The sequence below is a fragment of the Streptomyces sp. NPDC085481 genome, from assembly GCF_044541845.1.
Classification (GTDB): Bacteria; Actinomycetota; Actinomycetes; order Streptomycetales; family Streptomycetaceae; genus Streptomyces.
The window spans coordinates 71997-98350 of record NZ_JBITTJ010000003.1; the positions used below are offsets into that span (position 1 = coordinate 71997).

Here is a 26354-nt window from a genome sequence, read left to right on the forward strand (position 1 = left end):
TATTGGATATTGGATCCGTGATCCAGGATCCGGTCAGATCCCTGATCAGCCGGCCAGCACCTGCGCCGGGCGTGGGTGCTGCGGCGGCGGAAGGATCCGGTGGGCGGGGTCGCGGACCTCGCCGACCAGCATCTCCAGGACGTCCTCCAGGGCGACCAGGCCGAGAACCCGCCCCGAGGCGTCCGCGACCTGCGCCAGATGGGTCGCGGCCCGGCGCATCACGGTGAGCGCGTCGTCCAGCGGCAGCTCCGCCCGCAGGGTGGCCATCGGGCGCCACACCTGCTGGGGCACCGCACGCTCCCGGTCCTCCAGGTCCAGGACGTCCTTCACGTGCACGAAGCCCATGAAGGTGCCCCGGCCCCCCGTGCACACCGGGAAGCGGGAGTAGCCGGTGCGGACCGTCAGCTCCTCGATCTCGCGCGGGGTGACGGACGGGGAGACCGTCACGAGGGAGGCCGAGGGGATGAGGACGTCCGTCACCGGGCGGGTGCCCAGCTCCAGGGCGTCCTCCAGGCGCTCCTGCTCGAACGGGTCGAGCAGTCCGGCCTGCCCGGCGTCCTCGACCAGCCGGCCGAGCTGGGCACTGGTGAAGACGGCCTCCACCTCGTCCTTGGGCTCGACCTTGAAGGCTCGCAGGACGAGGCGCGCACAGGCGCCGAGCGCGCGGGTCACCGGCCGGCAGAGCCGGGCGAAGCCGACCAGGGCGGGGCCGAGCCACAGCGCGGTCCGCTCGGGGTCGGCCATGGCCAGGTTCTTCGGGACCATCTCGCCGATGACGAGGTGGAGGAAGACGACCGCGGCGAGCGCGAGCACGTATCCGAGGGGGTGGACGAGGCCGGCCGGCACGCCCACGGCGTGGAAGACCGGTTCGAGCAGGTGGGCGACGGTCGGCTCGGCGACCGCGCCGAGCGTCAACGAGCAGACGGTGATGCCGAACTGGGCGGCGGCCATCATCTGCGGCAGGTTCTCCAGGCCGTAGAGGACCTGGCGGGCGCGACTGCCACCGAGGGGCTCGATCTGGCTGCGCCGTACGGAGACGAGGGCGAACTCGGCCCCGACGAAGAATCCGTTGGCCAGCACCAGCAGGACGGCGAACAGCAGGGGAAGCAGGCTCATCGGGCCGCCTCCGCGCCCACGGGCACCGGGGCGGTGCGCACGATCCGCACCCGCCCGGCGCGGTAGCGGTCGACCTGGCGCACCGAGAGCCGCCAGCCGGGGAGTTCGGCCCGGTCGCCCGGGGCGGGGATGCGCCCGAGCAGGTCGGCGACGAGCCCGGCGACCGTCTCGTACGGTCCGTCGGGCACGTCGAGTCCTATCCGGTGCAGGGTGTGCACGCGGCAGGAGCCGTCGGCCTCCCAGGCCGGGCTGCCGTCCTCGGAAGGCACGGCGGCCAGTTCTGGCCGTTCGTCGGCGGCGGTGTCGTGCTCGTCGCGGACCTCGCCGACGAGCTCCTCGACGATGTCCTCCAGGGTGACGACGCCGGCGGTGCCGCCGTACTCGTCGACGACGACCGCGATCGGCTGCTCGCGGCGCAGCCGCTCCAGGAGCGCCTGGGCGGGCAGGGATTCGGGGACGAGCAGCGGCGGGACGGCGATCCGGCCCACGGGGACGCGCTGCCGTTCGTGCGGGACGACGGCGAGGGCGTCCTTGAGGTGGACCATGCCGACGATCTCGTCGATCCGCTCGCGGTAGACGGGGAAGCGGGAGAGGCCGGTGGCCCGGGTGAGGTTGAGGACGTCGGCCGCGGTGGCGTCCGACTGCAGGGCGCTCATCTTCACCCGGGGGGTCATGACCTGCTCGGCGGTGAGCCCGCCGAGCGACAGGGTCCGTACGAAGAGGTCGGCGGTGTCCTGTTCGAGGGCGCCGGCGAGGGCCGAGTGGCGGGCGAGGGAGACCAGCTCCCCGGGGGTGCGGACCGAGTCGAGCTCGTCGGTGGGCTCCACGCCGAACAGCCGTACCAGGCGGTTGGCGACCCGGTTGAGCAGGGCGATCACCGGCCGGAACAGGGTGGAGAAGACGTGCTGCGGTCCGGCGACGAAGCGGGCCACCTGCAGTGGCCGGGAGACCGCCCAGTTCTTCGGCACCAGTTCGCCGACGACCATCTGGACGGCGGAGGCGAGCAGCATGCCCACGACCACCGCGATGCCGGATACGGCGCCTTCGGGCAGCCCGGTCGCGGTGAGCGGCCCGTCGAGCAGCCGGGCGAGCGCGGGCTCGGCGAGCATGCCGGTGACGAGCGAGGTGAGGGTGATGCCGAGCTGGGTGCCGGAGAGCTGGAAGGACAGCTCGCGCAGCGCTCTGACGACGCTGCGGGCCCGGCGGTCGCCGTCGCCGGCGGCGCGCTCCGCCTCGGCGCGTTCCACGGTGACGAGGCCGAACTCGGCGGCCACGAAGAAGCCGTTGGCGAGGATCAGGAGGAAGGCCGCTGCGAGCAGCAGCAGAGAGACGATCATGCCGCCGCCTCGGGTGAGGGGGCGGCGCAGGTACTACCGGACGATCCGTCCATTGCCGGAGGGAGTCACTCCTCGGGTCGAAGGGCGGCCCCGCGGGCCGCCGGCCGGCGGCCCTGCACGCGCGGGGCGGTGGTGCCGCTCGGCACCACCGCCACCAGAGTAGTCACGCCCGCGCCGGTGCGGGCAGGGGGTCGGCCCCGTATGGGGGACGGATCAGGGTCCCCCGCCGGCTCAGCCGTTCTCCGTGCCGGTGTCGCGGGTCTCCGTTCCGGTGCCGCGGCTCTCGGCGAGGGCGCGCAGTGCGCGGGCGTCGGTGATGGCCTGCTGCTTGGCGATTCCCGGCTGGATGCCGAGCGCGGGCATGCTGGTGCCGTCGCTCAGGTCGAGGAAGACCCAGGGGTCGCCGGGGCGCAGGTTGACCTTGAGGATTTCCGCCCATGCCAGTCGGCGTGTCCGGGTGATGTTGACGACCGTCACACCGTCGGCGTCGGCGACGACCTTGGGGCGGCTGAGCAGCACCAGGACGCCGAGGAACAGCGCGGCGGTGAAGAAGAAGCTGACCCGCTCCGCCGGGCTGAGCCGCTCCAGCATCAGCGCGACGCCGGAGATGACGACGAACATGAGTACGCCGATGGTCAGCAGGACCGCCCGGGTGCGGCCGGGCCGGAAGGTGACCGGGAGGGCGGGGGTGGTGGACACCGGGTCGGTCATGGGGTTCCTTGCGCGTTTCCTGCGGGGGGCCGAGGCGGGTTCAGAGGCGGCAGGCGTGGATGGCCGTCGTGAGGATGGCGCGGGCACCCAGCTCGTACAGGTCGTCCATGACCTTCTGCGCCTCCTTGGCGGGGACCATGGCGCGGACGGCGACCCAGCCCTCGTTGTGGAGCGGCGAGACGGTGGGCGACTCGAGGCCCGGGGTGAGGGCGACGGCCTCCTCCAGGTGCTCGGCGCGGCAGTCGTAGTCCATCATCACGTAGCTGCGGGCGACGAGGACGCCCTGCAGGCGGCGCAGGAACTGCTGGACCTTCGGGTCGTCGCCGGGGGCGCCGGTGCGGCGTACGACGACGGCCTCGGAGGTGAGGATCGGCTCGCCGATGACCTCGAGGCCGGCGTTGCGCAGGCTGGTGCCGGTCTCGACGACGTCGGCGATGATCTCGGCGACGCCCAGCTGGATCGCGGTCTCGACGGCGCCGTCGAGGTGGACGACGGACGCGTCGACGCCCTGCTCGGCGAGGTGCTTGGCGACGATGCCCTCGTAGGAGGTGGCGATCGTCATCCCGTGGAAGTCCCCGGGGCCCTTCGCGGTGCCGGGGCGGGTGGCGTAGCGGAAGGTGGACCGGCCGAAGTTCAGCGGCAGGATCTCCTCGGCGTTGGCGCCGGAGTCCAGGAGCAGGTCGCGACCGGTGATGCCGATGTCGAGCCGGCCGGACGCCACGTAGATCGCGATGTCCTTGGGGCGGAGGTAGAAGAACTCCACCTCGTTCTCCGGGTCGACGGTGACGAGTTCCTTGGACTCCTTGCGCTGCCGGTAGCCCGCCTCATGGAGCATCTCCATCGCAGGTCCGGAGAGTGAACCCTTGTTGGGGACGGCGATGCGCAGCATGGGGTGGGCTTCCTTTGCCTCGGACGGGGGGTTTCTTGGGGGACGTGCTCAGAGGTGGGCGTAGACGTCGTCGAGCGAGATCCCGCGGGCGACCATCATCACCTGGACGTGGTACAGCAGCTGCGAGATCTCCTCGGCGGCGGCTTCCTTGCCCTCGTACTCGGCGGCCATCCAGACCTCGGCGGCCTCCTCGACGACCTTCTTGCCGATGGCATGGACGCCCTTGCCGACCAGTTCCGCGGTGCGGGAGGTCGCCGGGTCGCCGTTCTCGGCCTTGTGCTTGAGCTCGGCGAAGAGCTCTTCGAAGGTTTTGTTCGCCATGATGTCCTAAGACTACGGGGTGGGCATCTGCACTCAGCGCCAGGGTTCGCTGACCGTGCGCAGCGTGGTCGCGGTGGCGACGGCGGCGGTGACGGCCTCGTGGCCCTTGTCCTCGCTCGACCCTTCGAGGCCGGCCCGGTCCAGGGCCTGCTCCTCGTTGTCCACGGTCAGGACGCCGAATCCGACGGGTACGCCGGTGTCGATCGAGACCTGGGTGAGGCCGTGGGTGACGCCCTGGCACACGTACTCGAAGTGCGGGGTTCCGCCGCGGATGACGACGCCGAGGGCCACGATGGCATCGTAGCCGCGCCCGGCGAGGACCTTCGCCACGACCGGGAGCTCGAAGCTGCCGGGGACGCGCAGCAGGGTGGGCTCGTCGATGCCGAGCTCGTGCAGGGCGCGCAGGGCGCCGTCGACGAGCCCGTCCATGATCTTCTCGTGCCACTGGGCCGCGATGACGGCGACCCGGAGGTCGCCGCAGTTCTTCACGCTGAGGACGGGTGCGCCCTTGCCGCTCATGTCTCTCCTTGAACCTTGAACTTTGAAGCCGTGAACCGTACGAAAAGCAGGGGACTACTGGTTGCCGCAGGTGGCGGCCGGGGAGCCGTCCAGCCAGGGCAGGTCGTGGCCCATCCGGTCCCGCTTGGTGCGCAGGTAGCGGAGGTTGTGCTCGCCGGCCTGGACGGGCATGGGCTCGCGGCCCTCGACCCTCAGGCCGTGCCGGGTGAGGGCGTCGATCTTGTCGGGGTTGTTGGTCATCAGGCGCAGGCTGCGGACGCCGAGGTCGGCGAGGATCTGCGCGCCGGCCGCGTAGTCGCGGGCGTCGGCGGGCAGGCCGAGTTCCAGGTTGGCGTCGAGGGTGTCGCGGCCGCGCTCCTGGAGCTCGTACGCGCGCAGCTTGGACAGCAGGCCGATGCCGCGGCCCTCGTGGCCGCGCAGGTAGACGACGACGCCGCGGCCGGCCTCGGTGATGCGGTCCATGGAGGCTTCCAGCTGGGGGCCGCAGTCGCAGCGCAGCGAGTGGAAGATGTCGCCGGTCAGGCACTCGGAGTGGACGCGGACCAGGATGTCCTCGCCGTCGCCGAGCTCGCCGTGGACGAGGGCGACGTGTTCGACGCCGTCGACGGTGGAGCGGTAGCCGTACGCGGTGAAGTCGCCGTGCCGGGTGGGCAGCTGGACCTCGGCCTCGCGGCGGACGGTCGGTTCGGCGGAGCGGCGGTAGGCGATCAGGTCCTCGATGGAGATGATCGTCAGGCCGTGCTTGCGGGCGAAGGGGACGAGCTCGGGCAGCCGCAGCATGACGCCGTCCTCGCCGGCGATCTCGACGATCGCGCCGGCCGGACGGAGCCCGGCGAGGCGGGCGAGGTCGACGGCGGCCTCGGTGTGGCCGTTGCGGGCGAGCACGCCGCCGGGCTTGGCGCGCAGCGGGAAGATGTGGCCGGGGCGGACGAAGTCGCCCGGCTCGTGGTGGCCGCTCGCGAGCATGCGCAGGGTGGTGGCGCGGTCGGCGGCGGAGATGCCGGTCGTGACGCCGTGGGCGGCGGAGGCGTCGACGGAGACGGTGAACGCGGTCTTCATCGACTCGGTGTTGTGGTCGACCATCTGCGGCAGCTGGAGGCGCTCCAGTTCGTCGCCCTCCATGGGGGCGCAGATCAGGCCGCGGCACTCGCTCATCATGAAGGCGACGACTTCGGGGGTGGCCTTCTCGGCGGCGATGACGAGGTCGCCTTCGTTCTCGCGGTCCTCGTCGTCGACGACGACGACGGGGCGGCCCGCGGCGATGTCGCGGATGGCCTGCTCGACGGGGTCGAGGGCGAGATCGGTGGCGTCCCAGAGAGGCAGCGCACTCATGCGTGGGCTCCTTCCAGTGCAGAGGTCGTACGCGTCCGGAGCCACCAGTCGCGCATGCCCCAGATGACGAGGGCGAAGTAGATGACGTAGACGAGGCCGGAGAAGGCGAGGCCGCTGTTGAAGGCGAGCGGCACGCCGACGAGGTCGACGAGGAGCCAGGCGAACCAGAACTCGACCAGGCCGCGGGCCTGGGCGACCATCGCGACGAGGGTGCCGACGAAGATGTACGCGTCGGCCCACGGGCTCCAGGAGAGCGACGGGTAGAGGGTGAAGAGTCCGCCGACGGCGAGGGTGCCGAGGGCCGCGCCGGCCAGGAGCAGTCCGCGCTCCTTCCAGGTGGCGAAGCGGACGGCGATGGAGCCGTCCTGGGCCTGCTGCCGGCCGCGGGTCCACTGGCGCCAGCCCCAGACGGCGACGCCGATGACCAGGAGCTGCTTGCCGACGCCGCCGCTGAGGTGGGCGGAGGCGTAGGCGCCGACGAGGATGACGCCGGAGAGCAGCTGGGCGGGCCAGGTGAGGACGGAGCGGCGCCAGCCGAGGGCCAGGGCTATCAGGCCGATCGTGTTGCCGATCATGTCGGACCACAGGATGTGCTGGCCGAAGGCGGTGAACGCCTCGGAGTTGAGCCAGTTCACTTGACGGTCTCCTGGGCGTTCGGGCCGAGCAGGCGCTCGACGTACTTGGCGATGACGTCGACCTCGAGGTTGACCGGGTCGCCGGGCTGCTTCAGGCCGAGCGTGGTCAGGGCGAGGGTGGTGGGGATGAGGCTGATGGTGAAGTAGTCGTCGGCGGCCTCGACGACGGTGAGGCTGACGCCGTCGACGGTGATGGAGCCCTTCTCGACGACGTAGCGGGAGAGCGGGGCGGGCAGGGCGACCTTGACGATCTCCCAGTGCTCGGAGGGGATGCGCTCCAGGATGCTGCCGGTGCCGTCGACGTGGCCCTGGACGATGTGGCCGCCGAGGCGGCCGCCGACGGCCATGGGCCGCTCCAGGTTGACGCGGGAGCCGACCTCGAGGGCGCCGAGGGAGGAGCGCAGAAGGGTCTCGGCCATGACGTCGGCGGTGAACTCGCCGTCGCCGAACTCGACGACCGTGAGACAGACACCGTTGACGGCGATGGAGTCGCCGTGCTGGGCGCCCTCCGTGACCAGGGGGCCGCGCAGGCGGAAGCGGGAGGCGTCCGCCAGCTGCTCGACTGCGACGACCTCGCCCAGCTCTTCGACGATTCCGGTGAACACGGTCAGGCTCCCTTGGCAGTGACGGGCACGGCGGTGATGCGGATGTCGGATCCGATGCGCACGGTCTCGGTGACGTCGAGCCGCAACGCATCGGCGATGGTGGTGATTCCGGCGCCGGCGAGGGCCTGCGGGCCCGCGCCGAGCAGGACCGGGGCGAGGTAGCCGACGACCTGGTCGACGGCGCCCGCGGCGAGGAAGGCGCCCGCGAGGGTGGGGCCGCCTTCCAGGAGTACGGAACGGACGCCGCGCTCGTGGAGGGCGGCCAGGAGGGCGGGGACGGACAGGCCGCCCCCGGTGGCCCTGGGGAGGCGGACGACGTCCGTGAGGGTGGTCCGGGCGTCCTCGGCGACCGCGATCAGGGTGGGCGCGGCGTCGTCCAGGACGCGGGCGCCGGGCTTGACGGCGGTGGCCTCGGTGTCGACGACGACCCGCAGCGGCTGGACGACGCCTTCGACGCCGCGTACGGCGAGGTGGGGGTCGTCGGCGCGGGCGGTACCGGAGCCGACGACGACGGCGTCGGACTCGGCGCGCAGCCGGTGGACGTCGGCGCGGGACTCGGGGGAGCTGATCCAGCGTGAGGTGCCGTCGGCGGCGGCGATCCGGCCGTCGAGGGTGGCGGCGTACTTCCAGCGGACGAAGGGCCGGCCGTGGCGTACGGAGGTGAGCCAGGCGATGTTGCCGGCCTCGGCCTCGTCGTGCAGGACCCCGGCCTCGACCTCGGTCCCGGCGGCACGCAGGGTGTCGGCGCCGCCGGTGGCCTGCGGGTTCGGGTCGCCGACGGCGTAGACGACCCGGCTGATGCCGGCCTCGATCAGCGCCTGGGCGCAGGGGCCGGTGCGGCCGGTGTGGTTGCAGGGTTCGAGGGTGACGTAGGCGGTGCCGCCGCGGGCCAGGACGCCGGCCGCGCGCAGGGCGTGGACCTCGGCGTGCGGGCCGCCGGCGCGCTGGTGGAAGCCCTCGCCGACCTGGTGGCCGGAGGCGTCGGTGATGACGCAGCCGACGACCGGGTTGGGGCTGGTGGAGCCGAGACCGCGGGCGGCGAGCGCGATCGCGCGTCGCATGGCGGTGATGTCGGCTGGCGTGGCCACCGGGTCCTCCTGCCTCTTCGGGCACGGACTCCGGGGCCTGTCGATGACGACAGAGAGCGGATACGACGCCTCGCGCAGGGTGCGCCGAGGCCGAGCCCCCTGGGGACGCCGGAAACCGGTGACGGTACGGCGACCAGCGGACGTACGGCCGGCACACCCCCCGGATGAGGGGTCGCCCGCCGCGCACTGCCTCCCATCCGGACTTTCACCGTCGGTCCAGGAATCTCACCTGGTCAACCGGCCGCTGGCTGCGGACGGGTCGCGGACTATACCGCCGGTTCGGAATTACACCGACCCCGGAGTGCGCTGCTGCTGATACAGGGCCAGTGTGCCACGGACGGGGACCGGCCATGCGGGTGAATCCCTGTGGGCTGACTCACAAACCCGCCATGAGCCTGTCACGGAATCCTTCGATGGTCCAGACCTATTGACGCACTGGTCTAGTCCTCTTAATCTCCGTGTCACCTCCGAGGTACGGCCCGCCGGTGTGCGCACTCCACGGGCCCGACACGACCCACCCCTTTGTTCGTTGTGTACTGCCGACCTCCCCTGGAGGAACCGATCGTGCTGTCCCCCACGAAGAAGAGAGCCTCGCTGCTCGCGTCCGGCGCGGCCGTCGCCGGGCTGCTGGTCAGCTCCCTCTCCGGCGGCGTCTCGTACGCGGCCGACAACGAGTCCTGTCGCCCCGACGGCCTCTTCAAGACCCCGGGCGTCGACGTCCCGTACTGCTCGGTCTACGACACCGAGGGCCGCGAGAAGATGGGCGCGGACCACCAGCGCCGCGTCATCGGCTACTTCACCGGCTGGCGCACCGGGAAGAACGGCGAGCCCGCCTACCTCGCCAGCGACATCCCGTGGGACAAGATCACCCACATCAACTACGCCTTCGGACACATCGGTTCCGACAACAAGCTGTCGGTCGGCACGGACGGCCCGGGCAACGCGGCCACCGGGATGACCTGGCCCGGTGTCACCGGTGCCGAGATGGATCCGGCGTACGCCTACAAGGGCCACTTCAACCTGCTCAACAAGTTCAAGAAGCAGCACCCGAACGTCAAGACGCTGATCTCGGTCGGCGGATGGGCGGAGACCGGCGGCTACTTCGACGACAACGGCGCCCGGGTGAACTCCGGCGGCTTCTACTCGATGGCGACCAACGCCGACGGGTCGGTCAACCAGGCCGGGATCGACACGTTCGCGAACTCCGCCGTCGACTTCATCCGGAAGTACGGCTTCAACGGCGTCGACATCGACTACGAGTACCCGACGACCATGAAGGACGCCGGCAACCCGCTCGACTGGCAGCTCGCCAACGGGCGCCGCGCGGGCCTCGTCCAGAGCTACGCGGCGCTCATGAAGTCGCTGCGCGACAAGCTCGACCGGGCCGGCGCCGCCGACGGGAAGCACTACCTGCTGACCGTCGCCGCGCCCTCCTCGGGCTATCTGCTGCGCGGCATGGAGACCTTCCAGATGCAGAAGTATCTGGACTACGTCAACATCATGTCCTACGACCTGCACGGCGCGTGGAACGAGTACGCCGGCCCCAACGCCTCCCTCTTCGACGACGGCAAGGACGGCGAGCTCGCCGCCGCCGGCGTCTACGGCAGCCAGCAGTACGGCGGCATCGGCTACCTCAACACCGACTGGGCCTACCACTACTTCCGCGGCTCCATGCCGGCCGGCCGGATCAACATCGGCCTGCCCTATTACACCCGCGGCCACAAGAACGTCCAGGGCGGCACCGACGGCCTGTGGGGCAAGGCCAGTGCGACCACCTGCCCGGCGGGCGCGGGCCTGACCAAGTGCGGTGACGGCGCCGTCGGCATCGACAACCTGTGGCACGACAAGGACACCAACGGGCAGGAGTCGCCCGCCGGTTCCAACCCGATGTGGCACGCCAAGAACCTGGAGAAGGGGATCGTCGGCGACTACGTCACCCGGTACGGCTTCCCCGCGAACACCACGCTGACCGGCACCTACGCCCGCAAGTACGACGCGACCCTGGTCGCCCCGTGGCTGTGGAACGCCCAGAAGAAGGTCTTCCTGTCCACCGAGGACGAGCAGTCGGTGGCCGCCAAGGCCGACTACGTGGTCAGCCGCGGCATCGGCGGCACGATGGTCTGGGAGATGGCGGGCGACTACGCCTGGAACGCGTCCAAGGGCCAGTACGAGATGGGCTCCACGCTCACCTCGCTGATGTACGACAAGTTCAGGGCGGCCACCCCGTACGGCGCGAAGAAGTCCAACGCGACGCTGCCCGCGCAGGCCGTGAACGTCGGCGTGGAGTTCACCGAGTTCAAGCTGGGCGACTCCAACTACCCGATCACCCCCAAGATCAAGATCACCAACAACACGCAGACGGCGCTGCCGGGCGGCACCGAGTTCCAGTTCGACTACGCGACCGCGGCGCCGGGCAACGCCTCCGACCAGTCCGGCTTCGGCGCCAAGGTGATCAGCAGCGACCACACGGGCAGCAACGTGGGCGGCCTGAAGGGCGACTTCCACCGGGTCTCCCTGAAGCTCCCGGCCTGGCAGTCGCTCGCCCCGGGCGCGAGCGTCGACCTGGCGTTCAACTACTACCTGCCGGTCTCGACCCCGTCGAACTGGACGGTGAACATCAACGGCACGGCGTACGCGCTCGCCGGCGACCTGGCCCGCGGCACCTCGGTGGTGGAGCCGGGCACGACCACCCCGCCGACCACCCCGCCCACGACGCCGCCCACCACCCCGCCGACGACGCCTCCGACCACCCCGCCCACGACCCCGCCGACGACGCCGCCCACCGGCTGCACCGCCCCGGCGTACGTGGCCGGCACGGTCTACACCGGCGGCACGGTCGTCTCCCACAAGGGCCACAAGTGGCTCGCCCAGTGGTGGACCCAGAACGAGGAGCCGGGCACAACCGGTGACTGGGGCGTCTGGAAGGACCAGGGCGCCTGCTGATCCCCTGGAGGTCATCCCCCGTGATCCCCTAGGCATCCCCCGGCCCCGCCGACCCCCGGCGGCGGTTCTCACGGCCCTTGCCGCCGCCGGGTCCCTCCCCGCCTCGCCGCGGTCCGCATGTGCGGGCCGCGGCGAAGGCGTTCACGCTTGAGGCATGACCACGATCCTGGTGACCGGTGGCACGGGAACGCTCGGCCGGCCCGTCTGCGACCGGCTGCGCGCGGACGGCCACGAGGTGCGGGTGCTCAGCAGGCACTCACCCCCGTACGCGGTGGACCTGCGGCGCGGCGGCCCCCTGCTCGACCGGGCGGTCGACGGGGTGGACGCGGTGGTCCACTGCACCAACATCCGGCGCGGCGACAAGGACGCCGCCCGCACCCTGATCGAGGCCGCGCGGCGGGCCGGAGTGCCGCATCTGCTGTACATCTCGATCATCGGCGTGGACCGGGTGCCGCTCGGCTACTTCCGGACCAAGTACGCGGTGGAGCGCATGATCCGCGAGTCCGGCATCGAGTGGACCCTGCTGCGCACGGCCCACTTCCACGACCTGGTGCTCCAGCTGCTCCAGGGCCTCGCGAAGCCGCCGGTGATGCTGCTGCCCAAGGACGTCCGCGACCAGCCGCTGGAGGTGACGGAGGCCGCCGCGCGCCTCGCCCAGCTGGCCCTCGGGCCGCCGGCGGGCCGGGTGGGGGACATGGGCGGCCCGGAGATCCGTACGTTCGCCGAGCTCGCCCGCTCCTACCTGCGGGCCAGCGGCCGCAACAGGCGCCTGGTGGAGGTGCCCCTGCCCGGCAGGGTCTACCGGGGGCTGCGGCGCGGCGGCCATCTGGCACCGGACCGGGCGGTGGGGCGGGTGACCTTCGAGGAGTTCCTGGCGGAGCGGTTCAGCCCGCACGGCGCCTAGGTGGTGTCCGACGCGTCAGGTGCCCGACGGGAACAGCGCGTCCTGGGCCGCGTCCCGGGCGGTCAGCAGGGCTCCGCGCAGGATGGCGGCGTCGCCGAGGGTGGTGGCGCGGACCTCGGTGCGCAGCGGGGAGAGCCTGGCGAGCCGGGCCTCGACGCGGGCGGCGAGGTCGGGGCCGCCGCGGTGGCCGGTCTCGCCGCCGAGGACGACGCAGCCGGGGTCGAGGACGGCGGCGACCGAGGCCGCGCCGATGGCCAGGCGCTCGGCGAGGGCGTCGAGGAAGGGTTCGTCGCCGGATTCGAGGGCGCCGGCCGGGTCGAGCCCGTGCGCGCGGGCGAGGGTGGCGACCGCCGCTGCGCAGGCCAGCTCGTCGAAGCCGCCGTCGCAGCCGTGCGCGGAGGGCAGCCCGGAGGTTCCCGGTACGGGCAGGAAGCCGATCTCGCCCGCTCCGCCGGAGGCGCCGCGGCGCAGTCGCCCGTCGAGGACGACGGCGGCGCCGATGCCCTGGCCGAGCCAGAGGAGCACGAAGGTGTCCCGGCCGTCGTGGGCGGTGCCCTCGCGCAGTTCGGCGACGGCGGCCAGGTTGACCTCGTTCTCGACGAGGACGGTGGCGGGCAGCCGGTCCTGGAGGGCGGAGATCAGCCGCCGGTGCCATTCGGGGAGCTTGGCGGTGTCGCGCAGCTCGCGGGTGGCGGGGTCGATGAGGCCGGGCGCGCCGACCGCGACGCTGTGCAGCCGGGCGGCGCCGGCCTCGTGCGCGGTGCGTTCGAGGAGGGCGACGGCCTGGTCGGCGGCGGGTCCCGGCGCGGCGGCGTCGCCGATGGGCAGGGTCGCCTCGGCGAGGGTGGTGCCGAGCAGGTCGGCGACGACGACGGAGACGGAGCGGGTGCGCACGTCGAGGGCGGCGAGGTGGGCGCGGTCGGCGACGATCCCGTACAGCTTGGCGTTGGGGCCGCGGCGCTCGGCGCCGGACTCGCCGACGACGTGGACGAGTCCGGAGCCCCGGAGCCGTTCGACGAGGTCGGCGACGGTGGGCCGGGAGAGTCCGGTGAGCGTCTTGAGCTGGGTCGCCGTCAACGGGCCTTCGTCCTGGAGCAGGCGCAGGGCGAGCCGGTCGTTGATGGCCCGGGCGGTGCTCGGGGATGCGGCCATGCGGCGATCCTCTCAGACGTTCGGGGGGGTGCCCGACGACGACCCACTATTTATCAGGCAGGGTTCCTGATAGTTTACGCGCCGAGCAGCACCCACCACCCCGGGGAGGGCACCCCATGGCGGACGGAACCGTCTTCACCACCCAGCGGCTGCGGCGGGCCCGGTTCGCCGTCGCCGCGGTCTTCTGCGTCCACGGCGCGGTCACGGGCAGCTTCGCGACCCGCATCCCCTGGATCCAGGAGCACGCCGGCGTCGGCGCCGGCCAGCTCGGGCTCGCGCTCGCCTTCCCCGCGATCGGCGCCTCCCTCGCGATGCCGCTGGCCGGCGCGATCAGCCACCGCTTCGGCGCCCGTACGGCGTTGCGCGGGCTGCTCGTCCTGTGGACGCTGGCGCTGACCCTGCCCTCGCTCGCGCCGAACGTGTACGGCCTGTGCGCGGCCCTGCTCGTGTACGGCGCCACCGCCGGCATGTCCGACGTGGCGATGAACGCGCTCGGCGTGGAGACCGAGAACCGGCTCGGCCGCTCGATCATGTCCAGCCTGCACGGCATGTGGAGCGCGGGCGCCCTGCTCGGCTCGGCGGCCGGCACCGTCGCCGCCCACCTCGGCGGAGACGCCCGGCTCCACCACCTGATCGCCGCCCTGGTCCTCACCGTCCTCGGCGTCTTCTTCTGCCAGGGTGTGCTGGACCTGCGGAGCGCGCCCGACGAGGCGGCGCCACCGCGCTTCTCGCTGCCCCCGAAGTCGGCCCTGGTGATCGGCGCGATCGGCTTCTGCGGGGTCTTCGCCGAGGGCGCGAGCCTGGACTGGTCGGCGGTCTACCTCAAGGACGAGCTGGGCACGTCGGCGGGTCTCGCCGCCGCGTCGACCACCGCCTTCGCCCTCACCATGGCCGTCGCACGGCTGGTCGGCGACCGGGTCGTGGACCGCTTCGGGGCGGTGCGCACGGTACGGGTCGGGGGCCTGGCCGCCACGGCCGGCGGGCTGCTCGTGGTGTTCGCCCCGCACGCGGCCCTCGCGATGGCCGGATTCGGTCTCATCGGCCTCGGGGTCGCGGTCGTCGTCCCGCTCGCCTTCGCCGCAGCGGGCCGCAGCGGGCCGAATCCCAGCCAGGCCATCGCGGGCGTCGCCACCATCACGTACACCTCGGGTCTCATCGCCCCCTCGGCGATCGGCGGCATGGCGGACGCGACCTCGCTGCTCTTCTCCTTCGGCCTGGTCACGCTGCTGACCTTCGGTCTGGTCCTGGGTGCGGGGGTATTGCGTGCGGGCGCGCGGACGGGCGGCGGCACGGTCGCGGAGACCGCCGGGGCGGGGGCCCGGGAAGGGGTCCGCTGACCGGTCACGGCTTACCATATGGCTGATCTTTTACGGCCCGGACTCGGCCACGTACGGCCAGCACGGCCCGGTACGACCTCGTACCGCCCCGTACGGCCCGATTCGGCCACGGAACCCGGAGAACTGGAGCGACCACATGAGCCTCGGCGTGCGCTGGACCCTGCACGGCGACGGGAGGACACCCGCCCCAGGAGCCGTCGTCCGGCCCGACGAGCGGCTGTCCTGGCCCCGTACGATCGGGCTCGGCGCCCAGCACGTGGTGGCCATGTTCGGCGCCTCGTTCGTGGCCCCGGTGCTCATGGGCCTCGACCCGAACCTCGCGATCATGATGTCCGGTGTCGCGACCGTGATCTTCCTGCTCGCGACCCGGGGCACGGTCCCCTCCTACCTCGGCTGCTCGCTCTCCTTCGTGGGCGTCGCCGCCGCGATCCGGGCCTCCGGCGGCACCAGCGCCACCGTGACGGGCGCGGTCCTCGTGGTCGGCGCGGTGCTGTTCCTCGCGGGTCTGGCGGTGCGGAGGTTCGGCGCGCGGATCATCCACGCGGCCATGCCGCCGATCGTCACCGGCGCCGTGGTCATGCTGATCGGCTTCAACCTGGCCCCGGTCACCGCCGCCACCTACTGGCCGCAGGACCAGTGGACCGCCCTGCTGGTGATGCTGTTCACCGGTCTCGCCGTGGTCTGTCTGCGCGGATTCTGGTCGCGCATCGCGATCTTCCTCGGCCTGATCTTCGGCTACGGCATCTCCTGGGTCTTCGACCTGGTCTTCGGCCGGATCCACTCGTTGTCCCCGGGCGGCCAGGTCACCGACCACTGGCGGCTCGACCTGTCCGGCGTGTCCAAGGCCGACTGGGTCGGCCTGCCCTCGTTCCACGGCCCCAGCTTCGAGTGGTCCGCGATCCTCGTCGCGCTGCCCGTGGTCATCGCGCTGATCGCCGAGAACGCCGGACACGTCAAGGCCGTCGGCGAGATGACCGGCGACCCGCTGGACGACCGGCTCGGCACCGCCATCGCGGCCGACGGCGCCGCCTCGGTGCTCTCCACCGCCGTGGGCGGCCCGCCGAACACCACGTACTCCGAGAACATCGGCGTGATGGCCGCCACCCGGGTCTACTCCACCGCCGCCTACTGGGCCGCGGCCGGCTTCGCGCTGCTCTTCGGCCTGTGCCCCAAGTTCGGCGCGGTCGTCGCCGCGATCCCGGGCGGCGTGCTCGGCGGCATCACCGTGATCCTCTACGGCATGATCGGCCTGCTCGGCGCCCAGATCTGGATCAACGCCAAGGTCGACCTGCGCAACCCGCTCAACCTGGTGCCCGCCGCGGCCGGCATCATCATCGGCGTCGGCGGGGTGAAGCTCACCTTCACCGACACCTTCGAGCTCGGCGGCATCGCGCTCGGCACGCTGGTCGTCATCACCGGCTATCACGTGCTGCGCGCCTTCGCCCCGGCCCACCTCAAGCAGCAGGAACCCCTGCTCGACTCCGGTACCAGCTCGTACGAGGGCGGCTCCGGAAGCACTCCGGGCGGGGAGCCGGCAGCGAAGCCGTAACCGATTCGCCCGTTCTGGGGAAGCCGGGCGGCGGAATCCTTCCGTCCGGCTCTCCGGCTGCCACGCTGCACCCATGGCGCAGACGCAGCAGCTCCCCGTCGGTCCCTTCACCGCCGTCGACCCCGTGGTGGACCGGATGCGGGCCTTCCGTGCGGCCTGGCACCCGGCCGACGGGGTCGCGGTGTTCAACCGGGTCTATCTGACCGTCACCGAGGAGATCGGCCACGCCCTCGAGGCGGGTACCTTCGCCGACCGGCGGGCCGCCGCCACGCTCGACGTACGGTTCGCCCAGCGCTATCTCGCGGTCGTCGAGGCCGTCACCACCGGCGCTCCGGCCCCGGCCTGCTGGCGGCCGCTGTTCCACTACCGCCGCCATCCCGGCGTACGGCCGCTGCAGTTCGCGCTCGCCGGGATCAACGCGCACATCGGCCACGACCTGGCCCTCGCGGTGGTCGACACCTGCCGGACGCTCGACTGCGCGCCGGCGGACCTGGAGGACGAGTTCGACCGGGTCGGCGACATCCTGGTCCTGCTGGAGGAGCGCATCCGGGACGAACTGATGCCGGGCCCGGACCTCCTGGAGGTCGCGGACCCGCTCACGCATCTGCTCGGCTGCTGGAGCCTGGACCGGGCGCGCGACGGGGCCTGGCTCGCCGCCCGCTCGCTGTGGCAGCTGCGGCGGCTGCCCGACCTGGCCGAGGAGTTCGCCGAACGCCTCGACCGGTCGGTGGGGCTTGTGGGGCGGATGCTGCTCACCCCACTCGCGCGCCCCTGAGGACTCAGTCCTCCGGCAGCTCGACCGGGGCGATCTCGTCGTACACGTCGCCCGGGCCCGGGTTGGTGGCGTCGGTGGCGCCGCCGAGGTGGTGCATCACGCCCCAGACCGCGTTGAGCGCCGTCTGCACCGCGCCCTCGGCCCAGCCGGCCGTCCAGGAGATGTCGTCGCCCGCGAGGAAGATGCCCCGCTTGTCCTCGGGCAGCCGGTCCTGCATGAAGTGGGTGAACAGGCGCCGCTGGTAGCGGTAGTGGCCCGGCAGGTTGGCCTTGAACGCGCCCATGAAGTAGGGCTCGTTCTCCCAGGAGACGGTCACCGGGTTGCCGATGATGTGCTTGCGGATGTCGACCTTCGGGTAGATCTCGCCGAGCGACTTCAGCATGACCTCCATCCGCTCGTTCGCGGACAGCGGCAGCCACTTCAGGCTGTCGTCGCACCACGTGTACGAGAGGCAGATGGTGGCGGGCTTGTCCGGGCCGTCGTCCAGGAGGTACGTGCCACGGGTCATCCGGTCGGTCAGCGTCATCGACATGACGTCCCGGCCGGTCTCCTCGTCCTTGTCCAGCCAGAACGGCCGGTCGACGGGCACGAAGAGCTTGGACGACTCCATGTAGTGGGTGCGCTCGATCGCCGTCCAGTGGTCGATCGGGAAGAGCGAGTCGTCGCAGGCGATCTTGGAGAGCAGCATCCAGGACTGCGCGGTGAAGATCGCCGCCTGGTACGTGCGGATGTCGCCGGACGCGTCGGTGACCGTGATCCGGTTGCCGGCGGCGCGGGTCAGCCGGGTCACGGCCGGCTTCGGCGTACCGCCGTGCAGGGAGCTCAGGGAGGTGCCCTGGGCCCAGTGGACGATCTTCCCCGGCTCGCGCTCCCACAGGCGCAGCGGCAGCTGCTGCGAGCCGCCCACGATGCCGCGGTGGTGGTCGTCGGCCTCGGTGTAGACGACCCGGAGGATCTCCAGGATGGAGTTGGGGAAGTCGGTGTCCCAGCCGCCGGTGCCGAAGCCGACCTGGCCGAAGATCTCGCGGTGCCGGAAGGACTTGAAGGACTCCGACTCGCACAGGAAGCCGTAGAAGGTCTGGTTGTCGAGCTTCTCGACGAGCTTGGCCCAGATCTCGCGGATCCGCGGGACGTCCCGCTCGCGCATGGCCTGGTTCATGTCGGAGAAGTCGGCGCCCTCGTCCAGGCAGGCGTTCCAGGCGGCGGCGACGTCACGGTAGACCTGCGGCAGGTCGTCGATGGTCTCCGCGTAGTGCGACTCGCCCTTGAGGTCGACGACGGTCGACGGGGTGGCCTCGGACAGCGGGTTCGGGAACGGCGTGGTCTCCAGGCCGACCAGGTCGATGTAGTGCTGGAGCGCGGTGGACGAGGGCGGGAAGCGCATCGCGCCCATCTCCGCGGTCAGCCCCTCGGTCTCCGGGCCCTCGAAGCCGACGGTGCGCAGCCGGCCGCCGATCTCGTCGGCCTCGTAGACGACGGGCTTGAGGCCCATCTTCATCAGCTCGTACGCGGCGATGATGCCCGACAGACCGCCGCCGATGACGGCGACCTCGGTGCCGTGCTCGGTCGCGGGTATCTGGCCGAGGCCGGCCGGGTGGGCCAGGAAGTCGTCGTAGGCGTACGGGAAGTCCGGACCGAACATGGTGATCGGCGGCTGCGCGTCGGTGTGCTGGACGGCGGTGGGCACCGTGGACGTCATGGGGTACGGACTCCTTGCACGGAAAAGGGTGAGGCGGGGAGGACGGGGGCGGCGCGGGCGGCTCAGACGAGGGGGCCGTAGAGCCCGGGACGGCGGTCGCGGAGGTACGGGTTGAGCTCGCGGGAGGCCGTCAGGAAGGCCGGGTCGACCTCGCCGAACACGAGGTCCTCGCCCCGCCCGGCGCGGGCCCGGGCGGTGCCGTCGGGGGCGGCGAGCGTGGACAGGCCGACGAACTCGAACTCGCCCTCGGGGCCGGTCCGGTTGGCGTACGCGATGTAGATCTGGTTCTCGAAGGCGCGCACCGGGACGACGGACTCGGGGACGATCTCGGCGGGGTGCATCAGCGCGGTCGGCACCAGGAGGAGGTCCGTGCCGGCCAGCGCGTGGGCCCGGACGTTCTCGGGGAACTCGACGTCGTAGCAGATCATCAGGCCGACCGTGAGGCCGTCGAGCTCCGCCTGGACCACGCTCTCGTCGCCGGGCGTGAACCACCGCAGCTCGAAGTCGCCGAAGAGGTGCGTCTTGCGGTAGTGCGCGAGCGCGGCGCCGTCGGCGCCGAAGAGCTGGGCGGAGTTGTACAGGACGCCGTGCTGCCCGGTGTCGCGCTCCGGGTATCCGTAGCCGACGGCCAGGCCGTGGCGGGCGGCGATCGCGGCGGCGGCCTGCGCGGAGGGGCCGTCGGCCGGCTCGGCCAGGCGGGCGATGTCGGCGCCGATGGCGTAGCCGGTCAGGAAGAGCTCGGGGGCGAGCAGCAGACCGGCGCCGGCGGCGGCCGCGCGGGCGGCGGCCTCGTCGAGGAGCTTCAGGTTGGCGGCGACGTCACCGAGCTCACCGGAGCTTTGGAGCAGGGCGGTGCGCAGCGCGGGCATCGGCGATCCTCGGGGTCCGGAGTAAAGGGGGAAGACGTCAAAAACGGTACGGTTTCGCGCTCGCCGCGGACAAGTCGTGACCGTTGCGGACCGACCGTCGAACCGTTGCGCGATCCGTGGGTGCCGCGGCGATTCGTTGCGCGGTCCTGCGACCCCCGTCTGACCCCCTGTCCGCCGCGTGGCGGAGGACGGACCGTTCCGTGGCGCGATGTCCGGGCGGGAGCGGCGCGGAAGAGTGGTGGTCGCCCGGTCGACCAGCCGGATGACCTGCCGAAAGGACCGAATCGACATGAACCGTCGTACGAAGATCGCCGCCCTGGCCGCCGCTGTGCTGATCACCGCGGGGGCGGCGGGCTCCGCCGTCGCCTCCGGCGACGGCCGGGGCGGCAGCCGGGAGGCCGCGGCGCTGACGGGCACGGCCAAGCTGTACCGCCCGGCCGGCGACGACATCACCTTCACCTTCGACGCGCATCTGGGGGCCGGGGACAACAGGGATCCGCAGGCGGCGACCGGCACCTTCCGGTTCAGTCACTACAAGGGGGCCGTGGGCGGCTACGCGGTGGCGAAGGTCGACTGCCTGGTCACCGGGGGCAAGGTGGCCGTGGTGACGGGCGTCGTGACCGAGACCGATGTGGACGCCTTCCGGAACAAGCGCGTCGGGGTCTCGGTGCACGACGACGGCCGGCACGACCGCCTCGGCTACAGCTGGATGACGTCCGAGGAGTTCAAGGAGCTGCCCCCGTGCATGAGCTCCGCCCCCTTCGAGAAGGTGAAGGCCGGCAGCGGCGACTTCACGGTGCTGCCGTGGCAGCCCGAGTACCCGGCCGAGTAGACCCGTCTCAGGCGGGCGAGCCGGAGGAGAAGCGCCGCAGCAGCGGCGAGAGCACCAGGACGGACTTGGTGCGCTCCACGAAGGGCTCGCCCGCGATCCGCTCCAGGACGCGCTCGAAGTGGCGCATGTCGGAGGAGAAGACCTGGACGACGGCGTCCGCGTCACCGGTGACGGTCGACGCGGACACCACCTCGGGGTACCGCTCCAGCCCTCGCCGGATGTCCTCCGGCGAGGTGTTGTGGCGGCAGTAGATCTCGACGAACCCCTCCGTCTCCCAGCCGAGCGCCGCCGGGTCCACCCGTACGGTGAAGCCGGTGATGGCGCCCTCGGCCCGGAGCCGGTCCACGCGCCGCTTGACGGCGGGCGCGGAGAGACCGACCAGCGAGCCGATGTCGGCGTAGCTGCGGCGGGCGTCCTCCGCGAGAGCGTGGACGATGCGTTCGTCGAGGTCGTTGAGTCGCACTACGGGTGGATCACTTCTCTGCTGATGCTGCTGTCGCTGCGGTGGCCAGTCGGGAGCGGCGCATGCCGTACAGGAAGTAGAACACGAGTCCCGCGGCCATCCAGCAACCGAAGACCACCCAGGTGACCGAGTCGAGGCTGAACATGTTGTACGCGCAGAAGCCGAAGCCGAGGATCGGGAACAGCGGCCCGAAGACCACCTTGAAGGTGCGCGGCATGTCGGGGCGCGTGTAGCGCAGCACGATCACCGCGATGTTGACCAGGGCGAAGGCGAAGAGGGTGCCGATGCTGGTCGCGTCGACGAGCTTGCCGAGCGGGATGACCGAGGCGAGGGCGGCGCAGAACAGGGAGACGATCACCGTGTTGACGCGCGGGGTGCCGGTCTTGGCGCTGACCTTGCCGAAGGCCTTAGGGACGAGGCCGTCGCGGGACATCGCGAAGAGGATGCGGGTCTGGCCGTAGAGCACGGTCAGGACGACGCTGGCGATGGAGATGACGGCGCCGGCGGCGAGCAGGGTGCCCCAGAAGGTCTGGCCGGTGACGTCGTTCATGATCGCCGCCAGGGTGGCCTCGGAGCCCTCGAACGCCTTCCAGTGCCACGCGCCGACCGCGACGGCGGCGACGAGGACGTAGAACACCGTGACGATGATCAGCGAGAGCATGATCGCCCGCGGCAGGTCGCGCTTGGGGTTCTTGGCCTCCTCGCCGGCCGTGGAGGCCGCGTCGAAGCCGATGTACGAGAAGAAGAGCGTGGCGCTGGCGGCGCCGACGCCGGTGATGCCGAGCGGCATGAAGTCCTTGTAGTTGCCGGACTTGAAGCCCATGAAGCCGATGGCGCAGAAGAGCACGAGCGCGGCGATCTTCACCGCGACCATGATCGTGTTGGCCACGGCGGACTCGCGGGCGCCGCCGAGCAGGAACACCATGGCCAGCAGCACGACGATGAGGCCGGGCAGGTTGATGACGCCGCCCTCGCCGGGGGCCGAGGAGAGCACGTCGGGGATGGTGACGCCGATGGTGCCGTCGAGCAGCTCGTTGAGGTACTCGCCCCAGCCGACCGCCACGGCGGCGACGGACACGCCGTACTCCAGGACCAGGCACCAGCCGCAGACCCAGGCGACGAGTTCGCCCATCGTTGCGTACGCGTACGAGTACGAGGACCCCGCGACCGGTATGGAACCGGCCAGCTCCGCGTACGAGAGGGCCGAGAACAGCGCCGTGAGGCCGGCGATCACGAAGGCCAGCGTGACGGCGGGGCCGGCCTTCGGGACGGCGTCGCCCAGCACGACGAAGATGCCGGTGCCGAGCGTCGCACCGATGCTGATCATGGTCAGCTGCCACATCGAGAGCGAGCGGCGGAGGGTGCCGCCCTCGCCCTGGCCACCCTCTTCGACCAGGCTTTCGACCGGCTTGCGACGGGTGAGGGCCGAGAGCCCGGAGGTCTTGCGGACGGTCGAGTCGTCGACCGGTGGGGCTGCGCCTTGGTCCAGCACTGCGTAAGGCTCCTTCATCGCTGCCTGTAGACGGGCGTGGACCGCGGCGGCACGTGGGCATGCGGACATGCCCACGGGGGGAGGGGAAACCGCCGAGCAGGCGGTCACCGCCACTCCTGGTACGGGGCACGAGCCTAAGGGCTGGAGCTTCGCAGTCGTAATGCAGGGTTGTTGCGCAGTGCCGGATGATCATTGCGCGCTTGGGGAGCAGACGGGGAAACATTGCGCGCCCCCGCATGAATCGACACATCGGGGGCATCGGGCGACTCGCGCACGTGCATTGACTCCTCGGGCCCGATGGCCCACGCTGCACCCGCCCGAACGGAGGTCGTCGTGACCTGGCTGGAGCCCGAGCCCTTTCTGCGCGGTACGGCGTGGCTGGACGGCGGCAGGCCGGTCCGGGCCGACCCGGCCGACCTGCAACGGCTGCCCTGGGACATCGCCGAACGGGCCGCCCTGCCGATCGGGGTGCGGGTCGAGTTCACGGCGGCGCCGGGCACCCGGGCGGTGGAGCTTCGCTACCGGGCGGCGCTGCCCGCGGCGGGGGACGAACTGCGCGCGCTGCGGCACGGGTTCGCGCTGTGGCAGGGGCCGGACTGTCTCGCGGAGGTGTTCGCGGAGCCGGCCGAGGAGTCCGTCGTACGCGTCGGGCTCCCGGGCTCGGGAGGGGAGTTCACCCTCCATCTGCCGGAGGGGCAGGCGCCGGTCGTGCGGGGCCTGCGGGCGCTCGGCGGCGCCCTGACCCCGGCGCCGCGCCGCCCCCGCTGGCTGGTCCACGGCGACTCGATCACCGAGGGCTGGTGGTCGACCCGCCCCGCGCACTCCTGGCCCGCGACGGCGGGCCGGGCGCTCGGCCTCGACCCGGTGAACCTCGGCTACGCGGGCGGGGCGCGCGGCGAGCTCCCCCTCGCGGAGCACCTCGCCCGCCTGCCGGGCGAGCTGATCACCCTCGCGTTCGGCACCAACTGCTGGGCCGCCGTGCCCTGTTCGGCGCCGCTCCTGTACGAGACCACCCGCGCGTTCCTCGCCCTGGTCCGCCGCGGCCACCCCCGCACCCCGGTGCTGCTCCTCTCCCCCGTCCTGCGCCCGGAGGCCGAACGGACCGGCAACGCCCTGGGCGCCACTCTCGCGGAGCTGCGTACGGCCATGGAGGAGGCCGTACGCGACCTCGTGACGGCCGGCGACGCCCGCCTGGCCCTCCTGCCCGGCCTGCCGCTCCTGACCCCGCAGGACCTCGCCGACGGCCTCCACCCCGACGACCGCGGCCACGCCCGGATCGCGACGGCGGTGGCGGGGGCGCTGCGTCAGGCGGGGTTCGTGAACGCCGCGGGGTTCGTGAACGCCGCAAGCGGTCCGTGAACGCCGCGGGCCCCCGGGAGGGATCTCCCGGGGGCCCGCGGTTCTCACGGCACAGGGCGGAGCGGCTCCGCCGGCGTGCTAGCTCCAGCTGGCGTGCAGCGGCTTGCCCTCCGCGTAGCCCGCGGCGGACTGGATGCCGACGACGGCCTTCTCCTCGAACTCGGCGAGCGAGCCGGCACCGGCGTAGGTGCAGGAGGAGCGGACACCGGCGATGATCGAGTCGATCAGGTCCTCGACGCCCGGGCGCTGCGGGTCGAGGAACATGCGCGAGGTGGAGATGCCCTCCTCGAACAGTGCCTTGCGGGCGCGGTCGTAGGCCGACTCCTCGCTCGTGCGGTTCTTGACCGCGCGGGCGGAGGCCATGCCGAAGGACTCCTTGTAGGCACGGCCCTGGGCGTCGTGCTGGAGGTCGCCCGGGGACTCGTAGGTGCCGGCGAACCAGGAGCCGATCATGACGTTGGACGCGCCGGCGGCGAGCGCCATGGCGACGTCGCGCGGGTGACGGACACCGCCGTCGGCCCAGACGTGCTTGCCGTACTTCTTCGCCTCGGCGGCGCACTCCAGGACGGCCGAGAACTGCGGGCGGCCCACGCCGGTCATCATGCGGGTGGTGCACATGGCGCCGGGGCCTACACCGACCTTGATGATGTCCGCGCCGGCCTCGATGAGGTCCTTGACGCCCTCGGCGGCGACGATGTTGCCCGCGACGATCGGGACCTGCGGGTCGAGCGCCCGCACGGCCTTGATCGCGTTGATCATCGACTCCTGGTGGCCGTGCGCGGTGTCGATGACGAGCGTGTCCACGCCCGCGTCGAGCAGCTGCTTGGCCTTGCCCACGAAGTCGCCGTTGATGCCGACGGCCGCCGCGATGCGCAGCTTGCCGTCCTTGTCGACGGCCGGGGCGTACAGGGTCGCGCGGAGCGCGCCCTTGCGGGTGAGGATGCCGACCAGCTTGCCGTCCTTGTCGACGGCCGGGGCGTAGCGGCGGTTGGCGGTGTCGAGGGTGTGGAAGGCCTCGCGCGGCTCGATGTCGGCGTCGAGGAGCAGCAGGTCCTTCGACATGACCTCGGACAGCTGGGTGAAGCGGTCCACACCGGACAGGTCGGCGTCGGTGACCACGCCGATCGGGCGCCGGTTCTCGTCGACGACGACACCGGCGTCGTGCGCCCGCTTGGGCAGCAGGGAGAGCGCGTCGGCGACCGTCTGGTGCGGCTCCAGGACGATCGGGGTGTCGAGGACGTGGTGGCGGGACTTGACCCAGCCGATGACGTCGGTGACGACCTCGATCGGGATGTCCTGGGGAATGACGACCAGGCCGCCGCGGCGGGCGACGGTCTCGGCCATGCGGCGGCCGGCGATGGCGGTCATGTTGGCCACGACCAGCGGAATCGTCGTACCGGTCCCGTCCGGCGAGGAGAGGTCCACGCCCTGGCGGGAACCGACGGCCGAGCGGCTCGGCACCATGAACACATCGTCGTACGTGAGGTCGTACGGCGGCTTGACGTCATTGAGGAAACGCACGTGCTGACATCCCAGTCGTTCGGATCGGCCCCTAGGCATTTCAGCCAGGGGAAAAAGCACGTAGTTCATTGTCCCACGCCGCTACGTTTACCAGCCCCGGGCGATTCATCCGAGCCTTGCGGCAGGGCCTTCGTCGGATCCTCCGAAGACCTCCCCGAGGGAGAGGAGCACGGTGAGACGGCCGGGGCGCTCCTCGACGGCCGTGGCGAAGACCTCCTGGGCCAGACCCCACTCGGCGGGCGCGGTCCTCGCGTACTCCTGCCAGCCGCTGACGACGAGCGCGAGGGGCTCGGGCAGGTCGGTCAGGCAGTCGGCGAGGGCGTCCCAGTTGCGGCCGAACCAGTCGGGCAGGGCGAGCGCGGCGGCGCAGCGCTCCATGAAGGCGGCCTTGTCGGCCGCCCCGTACAGGTCGAGGACGACGGCGTCATCGAGCCGCATCGGCGACCACCTCCCTGAAGGACTCGTAGTGGTCGTCGGTGTAGTAGATCTCGCCGCCCCGTCCGGTGACGATGCGCCGCGCCCCGCGGTCGCGCTCGCCGGGGGTCCTGACCGTGTACTCGTGGTAGTAGCCGCGGCGGCGCTGGGGCAGCACGCGCTCGAAGTTCGCGAACACGGCGCCGTCCTTGGCGTACGGGAAGGGCCCGCCGTCGGCGATCAGGGCGAGGGTCCTGCGCGCCTCGGGCGGCAGCTCGGCCAGGCGGACGGTGCGCAGCCCGGAGGAGGCGGTGGGGGCACGGGAGGGGACGGCGGGAGCGGCGGCGGTACGGGGGGCCGTGGCCGTCCCGGTCCCGGTGACCGTGCCGGCGCCGGAGCACCCGGTGAGCAGCAGCGACAGCCCGGCCAGCAGGGCGAGCCCGAGCCGGGCGCATCGCAGGATCATGCCCCGATGCTGCCACCGACGACGAA

Annotated in this window: 25 protein-coding genes and 1 riboswitch; of the genes, 7 read left to right on the forward strand and 18 right to left on the reverse strand. The window is 71.9% G+C overall.

Annotated elements, in window-relative coordinates:
* Positions 1 to 45: 45 nt before the first annotated feature.
* The 10 genes from ACIGEZ_RS09060 to ribD all read right to left on the reverse strand — a co-directional run bounded on the left by ACIGEZ_RS09060 (position 46) and on the right by ribD (position 8553).
* Positions 46 to 1116 carry a hemolysin family protein gene (locus ACIGEZ_RS09060; protein WP_399827755.1) on the reverse strand — a complete coding sequence of 357 codons (1071 nt, stop codon included), beginning with the start codon at positions 1114 to 1116 and terminating at the stop codon, positions 46 to 48.
* Positions 1113 to 2453, reverse strand: a complete 1341-nt coding sequence (locus ACIGEZ_RS09065; RefSeq protein WP_399827758.1) for a hemolysin family protein — start codon at positions 2451 to 2453, stop codon at positions 1113 to 1115. The genes ACIGEZ_RS09060 and ACIGEZ_RS09065 overlap by 4 nt, the downstream gene beginning before the upstream one ends.
* Positions 2454 to 2684: 231 nt before the next feature.
* Complete coding sequence (locus tag ACIGEZ_RS09070; protein ID WP_399827761.1) at positions 2685 to 3164, reverse strand: PH domain-containing protein; 480 nt, start codon at positions 3162 to 3164, stop codon at positions 2685 to 2687.
* A gap of 40 nt (positions 3165 to 3204) precedes the next feature.
* Positions 3205 to 4053 carry an ATP phosphoribosyltransferase gene (gene hisG, locus ACIGEZ_RS09075; protein ID WP_399827763.1) on the reverse strand — a complete coding sequence of 283 codons (849 nt, stop codon included), beginning with the start codon at positions 4051 to 4053 and terminating at the stop codon, positions 3205 to 3207.
* A 48-nt stretch (positions 4054 to 4101) separates the two neighbouring features.
* Positions 4102 to 4374, reverse strand: a complete 273-nt coding sequence (locus ACIGEZ_RS09080) for a phosphoribosyl-ATP diphosphatase (RefSeq protein WP_399827766.1) — start codon at positions 4372 to 4374, stop codon at positions 4102 to 4104.
* A 33-nt stretch (positions 4375 to 4407) separates the two neighbouring features.
* Positions 4408 to 4893 carry a 6,7-dimethyl-8-ribityllumazine synthase gene (ribH, locus tag ACIGEZ_RS09085; RefSeq protein WP_215071932.1) on the reverse strand — a complete coding sequence of 162 codons (486 nt, stop codon included), beginning with the start codon at positions 4891 to 4893 and terminating at the stop codon, positions 4408 to 4410.
* A gap of 54 nt (positions 4894 to 4947) precedes the next feature.
* A complete protein-coding gene (locus tag ACIGEZ_RS09090; protein ID WP_399827769.1) occupies positions 4948 to 6225 on the reverse strand; it encodes a bifunctional 3,4-dihydroxy-2-butanone-4-phosphate synthase/GTP cyclohydrolase II in 1278 nt (425 codons plus the stop codon).
* Positions 6222 to 6800 carry a nicotinamide riboside transporter PnuC gene (locus ACIGEZ_RS09095; RefSeq protein WP_399828676.1) on the reverse strand — a complete coding sequence of 193 codons (579 nt, stop codon included), beginning with the start codon at positions 6798 to 6800 and terminating at the stop codon, positions 6222 to 6224. The genes ACIGEZ_RS09090 and ACIGEZ_RS09095 overlap by 4 nt, the downstream gene beginning before the upstream one ends.
* Before the next feature lie 56 nt (positions 6801 to 6856).
* Positions 6857 to 7465: a riboflavin synthase gene (locus ACIGEZ_RS09100; RefSeq protein ID WP_399827772.1), complete on the reverse strand. Its 609-nt coding sequence runs from the start codon at positions 7463 to 7465 to the stop codon at positions 6857 to 6859.
* Positions 7466 to 7467: 2 nt separating this feature from the next.
* Positions 7468 to 8553, reverse strand: coding sequence for a bifunctional diaminohydroxyphosphoribosylaminopyrimidine deaminase/5-amino-6-(5-phosphoribosylamino)uracil reductase RibD (gene ribD / locus ACIGEZ_RS09105; protein ID WP_399827775.1), 1086 nt, complete (start codon positions 8551 to 8553; stop codon positions 7468 to 7470).
* A 179-nt stretch (positions 8554 to 8732) separates the two neighbouring features.
* A riboswitch (FMN riboswitch) is annotated at positions 8733 to 8862 on the reverse strand.
* Between the two features lie 255 nt (positions 8863 to 9117).
* On the opposite strand from ribD, the gene ACIGEZ_RS09110 reads away from it, so the two are divergent.
* Entirely contained in the window at positions 9118 to 11496 is a 2379-nt protein-coding gene (locus tag ACIGEZ_RS09110) for a chitinase C-terminal domain-containing protein (protein ID WP_399827777.1), read from the forward strand.
* A 154-nt stretch (positions 11497 to 11650) separates the two neighbouring features.
* Entirely contained in the window at positions 11651 to 12400 is a 750-nt protein-coding gene (locus ACIGEZ_RS09115; RefSeq protein WP_399827780.1) for an SDR family oxidoreductase, read from the forward strand.
* Between the two features lie 15 nt (positions 12401 to 12415).
* Here ACIGEZ_RS09115 and ACIGEZ_RS09120 read toward each other — a convergent pair whose 3' ends face one another.
* Entirely contained in the window at positions 12416 to 13552 is a 1137-nt protein-coding gene (locus tag ACIGEZ_RS09120) for an ROK family transcriptional regulator (RefSeq protein ID WP_399827782.1), read from the reverse strand.
* Between the two features lie 116 nt (positions 13553 to 13668).
* On the opposite strand from ACIGEZ_RS09120, the gene ACIGEZ_RS09125 reads away from it, so the two are divergent.
* From ACIGEZ_RS09125 to ACIGEZ_RS09135, 3 genes are all read left to right on the forward strand, one after another.
* A complete protein-coding gene (locus ACIGEZ_RS09125) occupies positions 13669 to 14889 on the forward strand; it encodes an MFS transporter (protein WP_399827784.1) in 1221 nt (406 codons plus the stop codon).
* A 136-nt stretch (positions 14890 to 15025) separates the two neighbouring features.
* Positions 15026 to 16438 carry a uracil-xanthine permease family protein gene (locus ACIGEZ_RS09130; RefSeq protein ID WP_399827788.1) on the forward strand — a complete coding sequence of 471 codons (1413 nt, stop codon included), beginning with the start codon at positions 15026 to 15028 and terminating at the stop codon, positions 16436 to 16438.
* Between the two features lie 73 nt (positions 16439 to 16511).
* Entirely contained in the window at positions 16512 to 17213 is a 702-nt protein-coding gene (locus ACIGEZ_RS09135) for a DUF5995 family protein (RefSeq protein ID WP_399827790.1), read from the forward strand.
* A gap of 4 nt (positions 17214 to 17217) precedes the next feature.
* Here the strand turns inward: ACIGEZ_RS09135 and ACIGEZ_RS09140 are convergent, their stop codons facing one another.
* Both ACIGEZ_RS09140 and ACIGEZ_RS09145 read right to left on the reverse strand, forming a co-directional pair.
* Positions 17218 to 18912, reverse strand: coding sequence for a flavin monoamine oxidase family protein (locus ACIGEZ_RS09140; RefSeq protein WP_399827793.1), 1695 nt, complete (start codon positions 18910 to 18912; stop codon positions 17218 to 17220).
* Positions 18913 to 18974: 62 nt separating this feature from the next.
* Positions 18975 to 19781: a carbon-nitrogen hydrolase family protein gene (locus ACIGEZ_RS09145; RefSeq protein WP_399827795.1), complete on the reverse strand. Its 807-nt coding sequence runs from the start codon at positions 19779 to 19781 to the stop codon at positions 18975 to 18977.
* Positions 19782 to 20070: 289 nt separating this feature from the next.
* On the opposite strand from ACIGEZ_RS09145, the gene ACIGEZ_RS09150 reads away from it, so the two are divergent.
* Positions 20071 to 20613, forward strand: coding sequence for a Repetin (locus ACIGEZ_RS09150; protein WP_399827798.1), 543 nt, complete (start codon positions 20071 to 20073; stop codon positions 20611 to 20613).
* A gap of 7 nt (positions 20614 to 20620) precedes the next feature.
* Here ACIGEZ_RS09150 and ACIGEZ_RS09155 read toward each other — a convergent pair whose 3' ends face one another.
* The gene (locus tag ACIGEZ_RS09155) at positions 20621 to 21076 is read right to left on the reverse strand and encodes an Lrp/AsnC family transcriptional regulator (RefSeq protein ID WP_399827801.1); all 456 of its coding nucleotides are present in this window, start codon (positions 21074 to 21076) and stop codon (positions 20621 to 20623) included.
* Between the two features lie 10 nt (positions 21077 to 21086).
* Entirely contained in the window at positions 21087 to 22568 is a 1482-nt protein-coding gene (locus ACIGEZ_RS09160) for an amino acid permease (protein ID WP_399827803.1), read from the reverse strand.
* Positions 22569 to 22901: 333 nt separating this feature from the next.
* Here ACIGEZ_RS09160 and ACIGEZ_RS09165 point away from each other — a divergent pair, with 333 nt between their 5' ends.
* Positions 22902 to 23927, forward strand: coding sequence for a GDSL-type esterase/lipase family protein (locus ACIGEZ_RS09165; protein WP_399827805.1), 1026 nt, complete (start codon positions 22902 to 22904; stop codon positions 23925 to 23927).
* A gap of 78 nt (positions 23928 to 24005) precedes the next feature.
* On the opposite strand, the gene ACIGEZ_RS09170 is transcribed toward ACIGEZ_RS09165, so the two are convergent.
* From ACIGEZ_RS09170 to ACIGEZ_RS09180, 3 genes are all read right to left on the reverse strand, one after another.
* Positions 24006 to 25448: a GuaB1 family IMP dehydrogenase-related protein gene (locus ACIGEZ_RS09170; RefSeq protein ID WP_399827807.1), complete on the reverse strand. Its 1443-nt coding sequence runs from the start codon at positions 25446 to 25448 to the stop codon at positions 24006 to 24008.
* Between the two features lie 105 nt (positions 25449 to 25553).
* Positions 25554 to 25886, reverse strand: a complete 333-nt coding sequence (locus ACIGEZ_RS09175; protein WP_399827810.1) for a barstar family protein — start codon at positions 25884 to 25886, stop codon at positions 25554 to 25556.
* Positions 25873 to 26328 carry a ribonuclease domain-containing protein gene (locus tag ACIGEZ_RS09180; RefSeq protein ID WP_399827812.1) on the reverse strand — a complete coding sequence of 152 codons (456 nt, stop codon included), beginning with the start codon at positions 26326 to 26328 and terminating at the stop codon, positions 25873 to 25875. Before ACIGEZ_RS09180 ends, ACIGEZ_RS09175 begins: the two co-directional genes overlap by 14 nt.
* Between the last annotated feature and the right edge of the window lie 26 nt (positions 26329 to 26354).